The 14,678-nt window shown below is 71.8% G+C and carries 15 protein-coding genes and 3 pseudogenes; 8 read left to right on the top strand and 10 right to left on the bottom strand.

What is annotated here, in order from left to right:
* Positions 1-19: 19 nt before the first annotated feature.
* The gene (locus tag IEZ03_RS02845) at positions 20-217 is read right to left on the bottom strand and encodes a DUF1918 domain-containing protein (RefSeq protein WP_184882406.1); all 198 of its coding nucleotides are present in this window, start codon (positions 215-217) and stop codon (positions 20-22) included.
* Between the two features lie 213 nt (positions 218-430).
* On the opposite strand from IEZ03_RS02845, the gene aceE reads away from it, so the two are divergent.
* The gene (aceE, locus tag IEZ03_RS02850) at positions 431-3,220 is read left to right on the top strand and encodes a pyruvate dehydrogenase (acetyl-transferring), homodimeric type (RefSeq protein ID WP_184882404.1); all 2,790 of its coding nucleotides are present in this window, start codon (positions 431-433) and stop codon (positions 3,218-3,220) included.
* Between the two features lie 91 nt (positions 3,221-3,311).
* Here aceE and IEZ03_RS02855 read toward each other — a convergent pair whose 3' ends face one another.
* Entirely contained in the window at positions 3,312-3,686 is a 375-nt protein-coding gene (locus IEZ03_RS02855; RefSeq protein ID WP_184882402.1) for a VOC family protein, read from the bottom strand.
* Entirely contained in the window at positions 3,683-4,177 is a 495-nt protein-coding gene (locus IEZ03_RS02860) for an ATP-binding protein (protein WP_229807957.1), read from the bottom strand. The genes IEZ03_RS02855 and IEZ03_RS02860 overlap by 4 nt, the downstream gene beginning before the upstream one ends.
* Before the next feature lie 196 nt (positions 4,178-4,373).
* Between IEZ03_RS02860 and IEZ03_RS02865 the strand changes: the two genes are divergently transcribed.
* Together IEZ03_RS02865 and IEZ03_RS02870 are read left to right on the top strand one after the other, a co-directional pair.
* Positions 4,374-5,228, top strand: coding sequence for a helix-turn-helix domain-containing protein (locus tag IEZ03_RS02865; RefSeq protein WP_184882398.1), 855 nt, complete (start codon positions 4,374-4,376; stop codon positions 5,226-5,228).
* Positions 5,225-5,422 carry a DUF397 domain-containing protein gene (locus IEZ03_RS02870; RefSeq protein ID WP_184882396.1) on the top strand — a complete coding sequence of 66 codons (198 nt, stop codon included), beginning with the start codon at positions 5,225-5,227 and terminating at the stop codon, positions 5,420-5,422. The genes IEZ03_RS02865 and IEZ03_RS02870 overlap by 4 nt, the downstream gene beginning before the upstream one ends.
* Positions 5,423-5,498: 76 nt before the next feature.
* Here IEZ03_RS02870 and IEZ03_RS02875 read toward each other — a convergent pair whose 3' ends face one another.
* Both IEZ03_RS02875 and IEZ03_RS02880 read right to left on the bottom strand, forming a co-directional pair.
* Positions 5,499-6,203, bottom strand: a complete 705-nt coding sequence (locus IEZ03_RS02875; RefSeq protein WP_184882394.1) for a GntR family transcriptional regulator — start codon at positions 6,201-6,203, stop codon at positions 5,499-5,501.
* Entirely contained in the window at positions 6,200-6,727 is a 528-nt protein-coding gene (locus IEZ03_RS02880; RefSeq protein ID WP_184882392.1) for a peptide deformylase, read from the bottom strand. The genes IEZ03_RS02875 and IEZ03_RS02880 overlap by 4 nt, the downstream gene beginning before the upstream one ends.
* A gap of 24 nt (positions 6,728-6,751) precedes the next feature.
* On the opposite strand from IEZ03_RS02880, the gene IEZ03_RS02885 reads away from it, so the two are divergent.
* Positions 6,752-7,663: a threonine ammonia-lyase gene (locus tag IEZ03_RS02885; protein ID WP_184882390.1), complete on the top strand. Its 912-nt coding sequence runs from the start codon at positions 6,752-6,754 to the stop codon at positions 7,661-7,663.
* Between the two features lie 15 nt (positions 7,664-7,678).
* Here IEZ03_RS02885 and IEZ03_RS02890 read toward each other — a convergent pair whose 3' ends face one another.
* The 3 genes and pseudogenes from IEZ03_RS02890 to IEZ03_RS37480 form a co-directional block, all read right to left on the bottom strand.
* Positions 7,679-8,659: an aldo/keto reductase gene (locus IEZ03_RS02890; protein WP_184882389.1), complete on the bottom strand. Its 981-nt coding sequence runs from the start codon at positions 8,657-8,659 to the stop codon at positions 7,679-7,681.
* A gap of 96 nt (positions 8,660-8,755) precedes the next feature.
* The gene (locus tag IEZ03_RS02895; protein WP_184882387.1) at positions 8,756-10,681 is read right to left on the bottom strand and encodes a sensor histidine kinase; all 1,926 of its coding nucleotides are present in this window, start codon (positions 10,679-10,681) and stop codon (positions 8,756-8,758) included.
* A pseudogene (locus IEZ03_RS37480) lies at positions 10,671-10,934 on the bottom strand (winged helix-turn-helix domain-containing protein); the annotation flags it as partial. The gene IEZ03_RS02895 and the pseudogene IEZ03_RS37480, both read right to left, overlap by 11 nt.
* Between IEZ03_RS37480 and IEZ03_RS37485 the strand changes: the two are divergent.
* A pseudogene (locus tag IEZ03_RS37485) lies at positions 10,932-11,303 on the top strand (L,D-transpeptidase); the annotation flags it as partial. The pseudogenes IEZ03_RS37480 and IEZ03_RS37485 sit on opposite strands and share 3 nt — an antisense overlap.
* Before the next feature lie 22 nt (positions 11,304-11,325).
* Positions 11,326-11,571 carry a hypothetical protein gene (locus IEZ03_RS02905; RefSeq protein WP_184882383.1) on the top strand — a complete coding sequence of 82 codons (246 nt, stop codon included), beginning with the start codon at positions 11,326-11,328 and terminating at the stop codon, positions 11,569-11,571.
* 68 nt (positions 11,572-11,639) lie between these two features.
* On the opposite strand, the gene IEZ03_RS02910 is transcribed toward IEZ03_RS02905, so the two are convergent.
* Positions 11,640-12,347, bottom strand: a complete 708-nt coding sequence (locus IEZ03_RS02910) for a helix-turn-helix transcriptional regulator (protein ID WP_184882380.1) — start codon at positions 12,345-12,347, stop codon at positions 11,640-11,642.
* 49 nt (positions 12,348-12,396) lie between these two features.
* Positions 12,397-13,347, bottom strand: a complete 951-nt coding sequence (locus IEZ03_RS02915; RefSeq protein WP_184882378.1) for an alpha/beta fold hydrolase — start codon at positions 13,345-13,347, stop codon at positions 12,397-12,399.
* A 174-nt stretch (positions 13,348-13,521) separates the two neighbouring features.
* Between IEZ03_RS02915 and IEZ03_RS02920 the strand changes: the two genes are divergently transcribed.
* Together IEZ03_RS02920 and IEZ03_RS37490 are read left to right on the top strand one after the other, a co-directional pair.
* Entirely contained in the window at positions 13,522-14,313 is a 792-nt protein-coding gene (locus tag IEZ03_RS02920) for a 3-hydroxybutyrate dehydrogenase (RefSeq protein ID WP_184882376.1), read from the top strand.
* 11 nt (positions 14,314-14,324) lie between these two features.
* Positions 14,325-14,678: pseudogene (locus IEZ03_RS37490) on the top strand (diguanylate phosphodiesterase); the annotation flags it as partial.

Consider the following 14,678-nt stretch of genomic DNA (forward strand, 5'->3'; position numbering starts at 1 on the left):
CGGTATGTGCTCGCTCCGGTCAGCGGGACATCCGCTCCTTGGTCTCGATCACCGCGTCGGGCCCCGGGTACACCAGGGTCTCGTGGCCGTCGTCGAACCTGACCAGGTACGGCGGACCTCCGTTCTCGCCCCGCACCTCCAGGATCTCCCCCTGCCGGTCGGGCTGCCCCACGATGTTGCCGTGGACAAGCAGCCGGTCTCCGACTCGCCCGTTCATGGCTCCTCCGATCTCGTCGGGAAAAACCGCTCTCCCAGGTGCGTACCCCGGTTGACCGGGGAGAATGGTTACCGGTTGGTAGAGATGCGTTAGCCGTCATAAACGGCGACGATGGAATCTGAGACGAGCGACAACAGTCTGCCGGGGACCGGTGGCCGACCCGCGCGGAGGCCCCGGTCTCACCCGCATGGACGTAAGGACAGAGGGGACCCCGTGGCTTCCGGACGTCAACGCTTTTCGATCATCAGCGACGGCCTGCCGAGCCAGCTGCCGGACATCGACCCGGATGAAACCCGGGAGTGGCTGGAGTCGCTGGACACGGTCATCAAGACAGAAGGCCGCGGCAGGGCCCGGTACGTGATGCTCCGGCTCCTGGAGAGGGCACGGGAGCTGCAGGTCGGGGTGCCCGGCCTGCGCAGCACCGACTTCATCAACACCATCCCGCCGGAGCACGAGCCCTGGTTCCCCGGCGACGAGCACGTGGAGCGGCGCATCCGCGCCTACATCCGGTGGAACGCCGCGATCATGGTGTCGCGGGCGAACCGCCCGGAGATCGGTGTCGGCGGCCACATCGCGACCTATGCCTCCGCCGCGTCGCTGTACGAGGTCGGCTTCAACCACTTCTTCCGCGGCAAGGACCACGGCGAGTCCGGCGACCAGGTCTTCATCCAGGGCCACGCCTCACCCGGCATCTACGCCCGCGCCTACCTTGAGGGACGCCTGCCCGAGGAGAAGCTCGACGGGTTCCGCCAGGAGCACTCGCATCCGGGCGGCGGCCTGTCGTCCTACCCGCACCCGCGGCTCATGCCGGACTTCTGGGAGTTCCCCACGGTGTCCATGGGCCTCACCGCGATCAACTCGGTGTACCAGGCCCGGTTCAACCGCTACCTCTACAACCGGAAGATCAAGGACACGTCCCGCTCGCACGTGTGGGCGTTCCTCGGCGACGGCGAGATGGCCGAGCCCGAGTCGCTCGGCGCGATCGGCCTCGCCGCCCGCGAGGAGCTCGACAACCTCACGTTCGTCATCAACTGCAACCTCCAGCAGCTCGACGGCCCGGTCCGCGGCAACGGCAAGATCATCCAGGAGCTGGAGTCCTACTTCCGCGGCGCCGGCTGGAACGTCATCAAGGTCATCTGGGGCCGCGACTGGGACCCGCTGCTCGCGCAGGACGTCGACGGCGTGCTCGTCAACCAGATGAACACGACCCCGGACGGGCAGTTCCAGACGTTCACCGTCGAGTCCGGCGAGTACATCCGGGAGAAGTTCTTCGGCGCGGACCCGCGGCTGCGCCGGATCGTCCAGCACCTGTCGGACGACGAGCTGCGCAAGCTGTCGCGCGGCGGGCACGACTACCGCAAGGTCTACGCGGCGTTCAAGGCGGCCCGCGAGCACGTCGGGCAGCCGACCGTGATCCTCGCGCACACCATCAAGGGCTGGACGCTGGGCTCCGACTTCGAGGCCCGCAACGCCACCCACCAGATGAAGAAGCTCACCAAGGCCGAGCTGAAGGAGTTCCGGGACCGCCTCTACCTGGACATCCCGGACTCCGCCCTGGAGGCGCCGCTCCCGCCCTACTACCACCCGGGCGAGGACTCCGACGAGATCCAGTACATGCGCGAGCGCCGCGCCGCGCTCGGCGGGTTCCTGCCGAAGCGCGTCGTGCGGGCCAAGCCGCTCAAGCTGCCCGGCGACCCCGTCTACAGCGAGCTGAAGAAGGGCTCCGGCAAGCAGAACGTCGCGACGACCATGGCGTTCGTCCGGCTGCTCAAGGACCTGATCAAGGACGAGAACATCGGCGCCCGGTTCGTGCCGATCGCGCCGGACGAGTACCGCACGTTCGGCATGGACTCGCTGTTCCCCACGTCCAAGATCTACTCGCCGCACGGGCAGACCTACGACGCGGTGGACCGCAAGCTGCTGCTGTCCTACAAGGAGTCGCAGAGCGGCCAGATGCTGCACGAGGGCATCAGCGAGGCCGGGTCGATGGCGTCGGCGATCGCCGCGGGCACCGCGTACGCGACGCACGGCGAGCACATGATCCCGGTGTACATCTTCTACTCGATGTTCGGGTTCCAGCGGACCGGCGACCAGATGTGGGCGCTCGCCGACCAGATGGGCCGCGGGTTCCTCCTCGGCGCCACCGCCGGGCGCACCACCCTCACCGGTGAGGGCCTCCAGCACGCCGACGGCCACTCCCCGCTGCTCGCCGCGTCCAACCCGGCCTGCGTCCACTACGACCCGACGTGGGCGTTCGAGCTGGCGCACATCGTCCAGGACGCGCTGCGCCGCATGTACGGGACGTCCGAGGAGCACCCGGACGGCGAGAACATCTTCTACTACCTGACCGTCTACAACGAGCCGTACCAGCAGCCGGTCGAGCCCGACGACGTCGACGTCGACGGCCTCCTCAAGGGCCTGTACCCGTACAAGGCCGCCCCGGAGACCGTCGCCGGGAACGGCGAGACCCCGCGGGCGCAGATCCTCGCGTCCGGCGTCGGCGGCCGGTGGGCCCTGGAGGCGCAGCGGCTCCTCGCCGAGGACTGGGGCGTCGCCGCCGACGTGTGGTCGGCGACCTCGTGGAACGAGCTGGCCCGCGAGGCCCGCGAGTGCGACGAGTGGAACCTGCTGAACCCGGACGCCGAGCAGCGCGTCCCGTACGTGACCCGCAGGCTGGAGAACGTCGCCGGGCCGATCGTCGCGGTAACGGACTACACCCGCGCCGTACCCGACCAGATCGCCCCGTGGGTCCACACGGACTACACCTCGCTCGGCACCGACGGGTTCGGCTTCTCCGACACCCGCGCCGCGGCCCGCCGCTTCTTCCACGTGGACGCCGCGTCGATCGTCCTGGCGGTGCTGACCCGGCTCGCCCGGCACGGCGAGATCAAGCCGGAGACGCTCCAGCAGGCGATCCAGCGCTACCGCCTCGACGCGGACGTCAGCGACGTGTTCGCCAACGGCGTCGGCAGCTCGGAGAGCAACACAGGCGGAGACGCGTGATCCTCTGTAGAACGCGGTGATCGCGGAGGTGTAGGCCGCGAACGCCGGAAGGGCCCCGAGGTTCGCCTCGGGGCCCTTCGTGCTTTCGCGGTCAGCTCGCCGCGGGTGAGAAGACGCCGAAGGTGTTGCCCGCCGGGTCCTGGAGGTAGGCGAACTTCAGGCCGGTGCTCGCGGTGACCGTGGGCAGGGCCACCTTGCCGCCGTGCTTCTCGGTCTCCGCGCAGAGGGCGTCGACGTCCTCGACCATGACCAGGAACATCGCGTGCCTGCCGGACGCGCCGGCCTCGTGCGAGATGCCGCCCACGGGGATGTCGGCTCCCGGGTAGCGGACCAGGTCGTAGCCGTCGCCGTCGGGGTCGGCCTCGATCTTCCAGCCGAACAGGTCGCCGTAGAAGCGGCGGGCCTCCTCCGGCGCGTCGGTGCCGACCTGGAACCACGCGACGGTGTTGAACGCGGGAACGCTCATCGATCTCCTCCTTCGAACGCTGCGGGCACCAGCGTCCGGGAGCATTCCGACAACCCCCTGTCGGTGTTTCCGGACGAGTTCCCACCGGCTCGGAACTCCGCCCACACGACGGTGCGCGCCCCGTCCGCCCGGAATCCCCAGCCGTCCGACAGGGCTTCCACGAGCCACAGCCCGCGCCCGCTCTCGGCCCCGGCCTCCGCCCTGGGATGCGGGCGCCTGCCGCCCGCCCCGTCGTCGGCGACCTCCAGGCGGTAGAGGTCACCACCCGCCAGCAGGCTGATCGTCACCCGGCCGCCGTCACCCGAGTCCGTGTGGACGATGGCGTTGGTGACGGTCTCGCTCGTGACGGTCACCAGGTCGTCCAACCGGGGATGGGCCGCCGGCACCAGGTCCCGCAGGAACCGCCGCGCATACCCCACGGACCTCCGGACACCCGGGAGCGTGAGCGAGCCGAGCACGACCAGCCCGCCGCTCACCACCACGCCACCCACGACACACCGCGCCGGACGACCGGCGACCTCCCCGTCTCGGGCGCTCCCATTCATGCGCCTCCCTTCATTTCGGAGTCGCCCGCCACATTCGCCGCCCGATGCGCTCGTGTCCCCCGCCCTGAACGTTTCCGGATTGAACGTTCAATGCGCCGCCGTTCCGTATACGCGCGACCACACTCGGTGACAAGCTGGAGAGATGGCTTCCGGGAACGCCCCCACCGTTCGCCAGCGCCGGATCGGCTCGGCGCTCCGCAAAGCCCGCGACCAGCACAACCTGACCGTCGCCACCGTCGCCCGCCGCTTCGGCCGCTCCCAGGGCTGGCTGAGCATGGTCGAGAACGGCCTCCAGACCATCGCCCCCGGAGAACTCGCCGACCTCCTCGACTTCTACGACGTCGAGGACGGCCCCCTCCGCGAATCCCTCCTCCACCTCGCCACCCACAAACCCGGGTCGTGGAAACGGACGTTCGAGTACCGGATCTCTGCTGCCGCCCTGGACCTGGCTAGCCTCGAAGAGGACGCAGCGGAGATCCGCACCTTCGAGCCCAGCATCGTCCCTGGACTTCTCCAAGTACCCGAGTACACGAAGAAGCTCATCTCCGTCGGCCCTGGCAATCGCCCGCACAATGTGCAGGCACTGGTCGATTTCCGGATATCCCGCCAGCGGGTACTACATCGTCCCGACCCGCCCCGCTACATGCCGATCATCGCGGAGGCGGTTCTCCACAACCAGGTTGGCGGCGATCCCAAGATCATGCGCACCCAAATTCGTCGGCTGGCTGAGGCCGCCAGGCTCGATCATGTAGATCTGCGCGTGCTTCCCGGCACGGCCAGCGAGTACCTCTGGTTCGGCAGCCCACACCTCCTCGTCTCTCTGCGCCCGCCCGGACATCTCACTGTCTCTGTCGTCGACCAGTACGCCCAGAACCTTTTCGTTGAGGACGAAGCGAAGGTCTCAGCTCATGAGGAGACCTTTGAACTCCTGCTCTCTGCAGCCTTGAACAGAACCGCTTCGCTGAAGCTCATAGACGAGATAGCGTCACAATCATGAGCAGACCCGAACTGATTCAGCCCACCTGGCGCAAGAGCAGCCACAGCGGCGGCAATGAAGGCAACTGCGTCGAAATCGCCATCCTTAACGACCACGTCGGCGTCCGCGACAGCAAGGCACCGGAGACCGGTCACCTCAACCTCACCCGCCAACACTTCGCCGCCCTCCTCACCCACCTGAGAGCACAGGCGTGATCAACGCGCCCACCTGGCGCAAGAGCACCTACCGCGGAGGCGACAAAGGCAACTGGGGCGGGCTGCCGACGACGGGCTAGGCGGCCCCGCCCGGACTCTCGCTCGGATCGTCCTGCTGAGCGGACAGCCAGTCCAGGACCAGCTTCATGCCTTCGTACCAGTGGCGTTCGATGAGAGCGGCTGCGTGGTCGCGTTCGCCGGCGGTGATCGCGGTCAGGATCTCCGCGTGCTGCCGGTCGGCGGTATCCCGCCGCCAGACCTCTCGCATGTAGGCGAGTTCGTAGCGGGAGAGGTTGGTGCGCAGCTGGCCGATCATCGTCTGCAGGTGCCGGTTGCCCGCCGCGGCGGTGAGCGTCGTGTGCCACGTGGTGTCGAGTCGCCAGCGCTGTACCGGTTCCGTGCAGTTCGCGAGCTGGTCCAGTGTGCGGCGCAGCGTGTCGAGCGTGGTCTCGTCCAGTGAGGTGACCGATCGGACCGCCAGCCCTTCGAGGGTGGCGAGGACGGGGTAGAGTTCGGCCGCGTCGCGGGCCGCGAGCGTCCGCACGGTGAACCCGCGGGCGAGGGTGGACGTGAGCACTCCTTCGGCCTGCAGCCGCAGCAGCGCCTCGCGGACCGGCGTCCGCGACACCTGGAGCGTCCGGCTGAGGGCGGCCTCGGTCAGCGGGGCGCCCGGGGCGTACGCACCCGACGAGATCAGCTCGACGATGCGCAGATAGACGGCCTCGCGCAGCGGCTCGGCACGGGTGATCGGCTGCTGGGCGCCTGGGTCGGACGAGGTCATCGGCGGTACGGGCTCTCGGCGCGGTGGCGGCGCTCGAACTCGGAGCGCATGCACAGGGTTTCGACGGAGGTCATCCGGTCGACGGCGACCACGCCATCGAGGTGGTCGATCTCGTGCTGCAGCAACTCGCCCAGTTCGCCGTCGGCGCGCAGGTCGTGCCGCTCGCCGCCAGGGGATGTGTAGGTGACGTCCACCCACGTGGACCTGCGGACCTTGCAGAAGATCTCCACCGAGAAGCTGAGGCACGCGTCCCACGGCTCCCACGTCGACTCGGAGCGGGCCACGATGGCCGGGTTGACCAGCACCCACGGCCGGTCCAGGTGCAGGTAGACCAGCCGCACCGGGGCGCCGATCTGCGGGGCGGCGATGCCCCGCCCGTATCCGGTGCGGCGCACCCAGTCGGCCAGGGTGTCGGCGAGGTCGGTCACGAGCTCCGCGGTCTCCGCTCCGCCCGGGTCCCGGATCTCGGCGCACGGTGTGCGCAGGAGCGGGTCGCCCAGCTGAACGGTCGGTCGGACTGCCATTTGCACATCGTATACGATAATCAGATGACCGAGCCACTGCAGGTGCAGCGCATCGAGGAAGCCGCAGCCTTGATCGATCCGGTTTTCCGGGACACGCCGCAGTTCGTGCCCCCGGCGCTCGCCCGCGAGGTGGGCGCGGACATGGCGGTGAAGCTGGAGACGTTCAACCCGATCCGCTCGTTCAAGGGGCGCGGGGCGGACTACTTCATGCGCGGTCTGAGCGCGGGCCAACGGGTCCTGTGCGCGTCCGCGGGCAACTTCGGCCAGGCCATCGCCTACGCGGGCCGGTCGCGCGGAATCCCCGTCACGGTGTTCTGCGCGCGGAACGCGAACCCGGCCAAGGTCTCGGCCATACGGGCGCTCGGCGCGGAGGTCGTGCAGACCGGCGACGATTTCGACGCCGCCAAGGACGCGGCCAAGGCTTATGGCGCGGACGACGAGGGCTGGCTCTTCGTGGAGGACGGCCGCGAGCCGCGGATCTGCGAGGGCGCCGGCACCATCGCCATCGAGCTGGCCGCGCTGCGCCCCGACACGGTGCTGGTGCCCGTCGGCAACGGCGCGCTGGTCTGCGGCATCGGCTGCTGGCTGAAGGACCGGTCACCGGAAACCCGCGTGGTGGGCGTGGCCGCCGCGGGCGCGCCCGCGATGGCCGAGAGCTGGCGGCGCGGCACCCCGGTGTCGTCGCCCGAGGTGCGGACCATCGCCGACGGCGTCGCCGTCCGGGTTCCCGTGCCCGAGGCGGTCGACTGGATGCGCGCGTACGTCGACGACGTCGTGCTCGTCGACGACGAGGAGATCCGCGCCGGCCTGCGGACGGCCCGGGAGACGCTCGGCCTGCTCCTGGAACCGGCCGGGGCGCTCGGCATCGCCGCTGCGCTCAGCCACCGCTTCGACGCCGAACGCCCGGTCGCCGTCGTGACCGGCAGCAACTACTGACGGCCCGGCCGGCCGTCAGACCCAGGTGGGCAGGGAGCCCTCGGTGTAGCGGGCGCCGAAGCCGCCGGTCGGCAGGATGGCGGCGATGGCGTCCAGGTCGGACTCGGTCAGGGTCAGCTCGGCGGCGGCCGTGTTCTCCTCGACCCGCTTCGGGCTGCGGGTGCCGGGGATGGGGACGACGTCGTCGCCCTGGGCCAGCACCCAGGCCAGTGCGAGCTGGGAGACCGTCGCGTCCTTCGCGGCGGCCAGCTCGGCGAGCCGCTCGACGGCCGCCAGGTTCTTCTCGAAGTTGCCCGGCTGCCAGCGGGGGTCGTGGTTGCGCATGTCGGTCGGGTCGTAGGACCCGGCGGGCTTGGCGGTGCCGGTGATGAAGCCGCGTCCCAGCGGGGAGTACGACACGAACCCGATGCCCAGTTCGCGCAGGAGCGGGAACAGCTGCTCCACGTCCCGCTCGAACAGCGAGTACTCGGTCTGGAGGACCGACACGGGCTGGACGGCGTGCGCGCGGCGGATGGTCTGCGGGCCCGCCTCGCTCAGCCCGAAGTACTTCACCTTGCCCGCCTCGATCAGCTCCTTGACCGTGCCGGCGACGTCCTCGATCGGGACGTCCGGGTCGACGCGGTGCTGGTAGAGCACGTCGATGTGGTCGACGCCCAGGTAGCGGAGGCTGTTGTCGGCGACCTTGCGGATGTTGTCCGGACGGCTGTTCAGGCCGGAGATCCTCCCGGACGACAGGTCGAACCCGAACTTGGTCGCCAGGACGACCTCGTCGCGGAAGTCCTTGACCGCCCTGCCGACGAGGATCTCGTTGGAGCCGGTGCCCAGGCCGTAGAGCTCGGCGGTGTCGAAGAAGGTGACGCCCAGCTCGTACGCGCGCCTGATGGCGGCGATGCCCTCCTGCTCGTCACCGGGGCCGTAGGCCATCGTCAGGCCCATCGTGCCGTAGCCGATCGCCGAGGCCACCAGGCCCTGGCGGCCCAGAGTGCGCTGTTCCATGATCAATCCTCCCTAGCAACGCGTTTACCTCCACCCTCGCAGCAAGGCGGCGGGGCGGTGCAACCCGGCGTCCGTGTTCACCCCGGCGCGCGGGGTTCACTCCGGGGCGCGGGGCAGTCGCAAGGTGAACGTCGCGCCTCGGCCCGGCTCGCTGCGCACCGCCGCGGATCCGCCGTGCGCCTCGGCGAGCTGGCGGACGATGGCGAGGCCCAGGCCGCTGCCGCCGGTCCGGCGGCTGCGCGACTTCTCCGCCCGCCAGAACCGGTCGAAGACGTGCGGCAGGTGCTCGGGCGCGATGCCCGGCCCGGTGTCGGCCACCTCGATCAGGACGTCGTCGCCGTCGCCGTACGCGCGCAGGGTCACCCGCCCGCCGGCGGGCGTGTAGCGGACCGCGTTGGCGAGGAGGTTGCCGACCGCCTGCCGCAGCCGCACCGGGTCGGCCTCCAGGTGGGGACGGCCCGACACCTCGACGGTCAGCGCGAGCTCGGCGGCCTCGGCCGCGGCGCGGTAGACGGTCGCGATCTGCTCGGTCAGGGCGGCCGCGTCGACCGGCTCGGGGTGCAGGCGGAGCTTGCCGACGTCGGCGAGCGCGAGCTGCTGCAGGTCGTCGACGATGTGCTGGAGCAGCGTGGCCTCCTCGACCAGCGAGGCGGTCAGCGCGGGGTCCAGGTCGGCCACGCCGTCCTGGGCGGCCTCCAGCCAGCCGCGGATGTTGCTCAGCGGCGTGCGCAGCTCGTGGGACACGTCGCTGACCATCGCCTTGCGCTGCCGTTCCATGCGGTCCAGGTGCTCGGACATCTCGTTGAACGCGGCGCCCAGCTCGCCGACCTCGCCCTTGGCGCGGACCACGGCCCGTGCCGAGCCGTCGCCCGCCCGCATCCGCCGGGCCGCAGCGGTGACCGCCCGCACCGGCCGCACCAGCCGGGTGGCGACGAGCACGCTCATCCCGACCGCCAGGACGAGGATCACCGCGGTGACCCCCGCGATGCGGTACGGGTCGATCGCCGGTGCGCGGTCCTCCGGCGAGCCGATGTAGAGCAGCACGGCCGGAGCGACGTACGGCTTCAGCTGGGTGCGGCGGGCGCTGGCCAGGCATTCGGCGGCCGCCGACGGCGCGGCCGGTGTGCCGGTCTCGTCCAGCCACACGTCGACCTGGCTTCCGTGGCACTGCCGGACCAGGGCGGTGAGCCGGTCGAGCGCGCGTTCCTCGGTGGCGGTCGGGCCGGGCGTGTCCGGCGAGCACGGCGCCGGACGCGGCACGGGCTGCGGCGCGGCGTCCGGCGTCTCGGCGGGCCGGGGCAGCGGACGCACGGCGGGCGGGCTGCTCGGCGCGCCGGACGTGGTCTCCGGCGGCGACGTTCCCGGCGGGGCGGTCGGCGCGGCGGGCTCCGGCGTCGACGCGGCCGCGACCGGCCGCGTCCCGGTGAGCCGGACCCCGGCGGCGGGCGCGCGCGGGCGGTTCGCGGCCGGTGCCGTGGCGGCCGGACCGCCCTCGCGGCGCAGGTAGGGGCGGCCGCCGGGCCCGACGACCGTGGCACGCTGGCCCTCGCGGCGCAGGCAGGCCGCCTGCGCGCCGACCTCCTCGCGCAGCCGCGCCCGCTCGGCCGCCGGCAGCCGGAACGGCCCGGCCGCCCGCGCGTCGATCCGGTCGGCGGTCCCGCCCGGCACCAGCGAGACGTCCACGGCGAGCGGGTCGACGACGGCGGACGCGCGGGCCGGCAGCGGCCTGTCCGGCGCCGAGTCCGCGATCCGGACGCCGCCCTCGGCCGCCAGCGCGACCCGCTCGCCGCTCTGCCGGGCCAGCTCCCGCACGGTCCCCCCGACGCCGTCCCAGCGCGGGTGGCTCGCCGCGTAGCCGAGCAGCGCGTCGTTGATGCGGGCGTCGCGCGCGAGCGTCCGGCCCTGCCGGTCCGGGATCTCGCCGGACGTGCTGCGCGCCGCCAGCCACGCGGTCGCCACGATCGAGCACACCGCGATCAGCACCGAGCTGGCGACCAGCCGTACCAGCAGGCTATGGCGCACGGTCGCCGACCAGCTTGTACCCGACGCCGTACACGGTGCACAGCCGGACCGGGCGGCCCGGCCGCGGCTCGATCTTCTTCCGCAGGTTCTTCACGTGCACGTCGACCGTGCGCTCGGTGATGAAGCGGTCGAAGCCGTGCAGGTGCGCCAGGAGCTGCGACCGGGTGAGGACGCGCTCCGGACGCGCGGCCAGCGCCTCCAAGATGCGGAACTCCGCGGGCGTGCACTCGACCTCGCGTCCGTCCACGTGCACCGCGTCGAGATCGACCCGGAGGCGTTCACGTTCGCCGTCTTCGACGGCGACAAGGTGCTGCGCACCGGCAAGGTCGCCACCGGCGAGGGCGGCACCCCGACCCCGCCGGGCCGCTTCTACCTCACCGAGCTGATCAAGCCGCCGGACCCCGGCGGCGACTACGGCGCGTACGCCTTCGGGCTCAGCGGCCACTCGCCGACGCTGAAGACGTTCGCCGGAGGGCCGGGGCAGCTCGCCGTCCACGGCACGAACAAGGCGTCCGCGCTGGGCGGCAGGGTCAGCCACGGCTGCGTGCGGGTCAGCAACGACGACATCACCTGGATGGCCCAGAACCTGGCGATCGGCACACCCGTCATCGTCCGGAATTGAAATGGCGACGAAAGGAACAGCAGTGCAGTTGAAGTCCCTCATCGCGGCCGTCGCGCTGGGCGCGGGCCTGGCCGGGACCGGCCTGGCCACCGCCGGAACGGCCTCCGCCGAGCCCGACCCGCCCACCGTGACCGCCGTGCCGGCCCCGGCAAGCCCCACCGACGCCCCTCCCGCGACCCGGCTTCCCGGTGAGCCGAGCCCCAAGCCCACCCCGCCGCGGGCGCCGGCCCCCCGGCCGATCCCCAAGGTGCCGAACTACACCGGCTGACCGTGATCGCGGGCCCGCACGCCTCCTCCCGTCGTGCGGGCCCGCCGCCGCGTCTCTGGCGAGTGTGCTCAGACGAACTCCAGGGGGCGGACGACGTAGTCGGGTGGGATGTCGCCGTGCATGGACTCGGAGGACCGGTCGGGGGCGGGCTCCTCCAGCAGGACGGCGCGGCGGACACGGTCGGTGCGGAACACGCGGCAGCCGCCGCGCAGGCGGCACCAGGCGGTCAGGTACCAGCCCCGGCCGGACGCGGTGAACGTGACGGGCTCCACGTCGCGTTCGGTCTCGGTGCCCGCCCCGTCGACGTAGGTGAGGCGGACCACCCGCCTGGCCAGGACGGCCTCCTCCAGCACGGCCGGCACGGACGCCTGGTCGTCGTTCCCGGCGGGGCCGAGGATGCGGATGCGGGCGGCCAGTTCGCGGGCCGAGGCGCCGTCGTCCGCCGACATCGCGGCGACGATCTTGTGCAGGGCGGTGCGGGCGGAGCGGGAGTACGGGGAGCCGCCCGCGCGGGACAGGGTGATCGCGACGGCGACGGCCTCGGCGGGGGTGAAGTTCAGCGGCGGCAGCGTGCGGCTCTTGTCGAGGGTGTAGCCGCCGCCGCGGCCGACGTCCGCGAAGATCGGCACGCCGGCCTGCTGGAGCGCGCTGATGTCGCGCTCGATCGTGCGGACGCTCACCTCGTACCGCGTGGCCAGCTCCCGCGCGGCGAGGCGGCGGGGCGCGCAGGCGCGCAGCTCCTCCACCAGGGCGTACAGGCGGTCGGTGCGGTTCACGCGCCGACCGTACGTCCAGGGTCCGACATTCCGCGGCCGGGCCGCGCGGTCAGAGGGCGCGGAGGAAGTCGATCATGGCGTCGTTGACCTCGGCGGGGCGCTCCTGCTGCAGCCAGTGGCCGCAGCCCTCCAGCCAGACGGTCTCGCGGAGGTTCGGCACGAAGTCGGTCATGGAGTCGATCACCTGGCCGGCGCCGACCGAGACGATGTCGCGGTCGCCGGCGATGAACAGCGCGGGCGGGCCGATCGGGGCGCGGTGCCAGGCGGTGGTCAGCTCCCAGTTGCGGTCGAGGTTGCGGTACCAGTTGACCGGGCCGGTGAACCCGCTGTCGCCGTACTCCTCGACGTAGGTCGCGATGTCGTCGGCGGTGAGCCAGGCGGGCAGCTTCTCCGGGTCGGGGAGGACGTCCAGGAACCCGCCGCCCTCAGGAGAGACGAGCGCGGGCGCGGGGCCGTCGCCGGACATCGCGTACAGCATCCGGCGGAACGTGGCGGCCCGGTCCCGGTCGAGTTCGGCCTCGGGCGCGTCCGGCTCCTGGAAGCGGACCATGTAGTAGCCGTCGCCGAACAGGCGGCGCATGGACTCGACGGGCGGCCTGCTGCTGCGCGGGCGGTGCGGGACCGACATCCCGATCACGCCGCGCACCTTGTCCGGGCGCATCTGCGCGGTGGCCCAGGCGACGGGGGCGCCCCAGTCGTGGCCGGCCACGACGGCGCGGTCCGCGCCGAGGGGGCGCAGGAGCCCGACGGCGTCCCCGACCAGGTGCAGGAGCGAGTACTCGCGGGCCTCCGCCGGGCCGCCCGTCCGGGCGTAGCCGCGCTGGTCGGGGGCGACCGCGTGGAACCCCGCCTCGGCGAGCGCGACGAGCTGGTGCCGCCAGGAGTACCAGCACTCCGGGAAGCCGTGCAGGAGCAGCACGAGCGGCCCCTCGCCGGCCTCGGCCACATGCATGCGCAGGCCGCTGTCCGAGCGGACGAAGCGATGCGTGATCTCGGTCATCGGTTTCCCTCACGGCGCGGGACGATCTTGCGAGCCAACCGTAGCCCCATCGAATCGGGTTCGGGGCGCCGGACGGCGAAAACAGAATCGATGCGGGCGGCCCATACCGTCCGCCGCCGGATTGTGTGCCCGGGCCACATGGGAGGGCGGGGCCGCGCTTCGTAGGTTCTGCGCATGACGAGCGTGGAACCGCGGCAGGCCGCCGCGGGCACTTCGGGGACGCTGGATCTGTCGGGCCGGCGGGCCCTCGTCACCGGCGGCGCCGGCGGCATCGGCCGCGCGTGCGCGCGGCGGCTGGCGGCCGCGGGCGCCCGGGTGGTGGTCGCCGACATAGACGGCGCGGCGGCGGAGCGGACGGCCGACGAGATCGGCGGGATCCCGCTGCCCGCCGACCTCGCCGACACCGAGGCGCTCGACGGGCTCGCCGTCGGCGTCGACATCCTGGTCAACAACGCGGGCATCCAGCATGTGGCCCCGCTCCATGACTTCCCGCCCGAGACGTTCGCGCGGATCATGCGGCTGATGGTGGAGGCGCCGTTCCGGCTCGTCCGGGACGCGCTGCCCGGCATGTACGAGCGGGGCTGGGGGCGCATCGTCAACATCTCGTCCGTGCACGGCCTGCGCGCGTCGCCGTTCAAGTCCGCCTATGTGACCGCCAAACACGGCCTGGAGGGCCTGTCCAAGGTGATCGCACTGGAGGCGGCCCCGTACGGCGTGACGTCCAACTGCGTCAACCCCGCCTATGTCCGGACCCCCCTGGTGGAGCGGCAGATCGCGGACCAGGCGCGCGCGCACGGCATGCCCCCGGACGAGGTCGTCGAACGGGTGATGCTCGAACACGCGGCGGTGAAGCGGCTGATCGAGCCCGATGAAGTAGCGGAACTGGTCGCGTATCTGTGCTCGCCGCCCGCGTCGATGGTGACGGGTGCGTCCCTCACGCTCGACGGCGGTTGGACGGCGCATTGAGAATGGCCCGTATGTCCTGCGGCGTCTTCCTTGAACTACTGGCCCGGGAGGCCTCCCCCGTCGAGTTCGAGGGGCCCCTCGTCCAGGCGCGGGCCGAGGGCGCGTCCCCGGCCCACCTGGAGGAACTGGAGGCCGCCAAGCTGACGGCGCTGCGGGTCCGGGCGGTGATGCGGCGCCACGCCCGCCGGGAGGCGGAGCTGGAGGCGCTGTTCGACACCGCGGGCGACCTCGCGGGGCTGCGCGACCTCGATGCCGTCCTGGAGGCGATCACGCGCCGCGCCCGGCGGCTGCTGAACGCCGACATCGCCTACCTCACGCTGAACGACGACGAGCTCGGCGAGACCTACATGCGGGTCACGGACGGC

The sequence above is a fragment of the Actinomadura livida genome (genome assembly GCF_014648675.1).
Classification (GTDB): Bacteria; Actinomycetota; Actinomycetes; order Streptosporangiales; family Streptosporangiaceae; genus Spirillospora; species Spirillospora livida.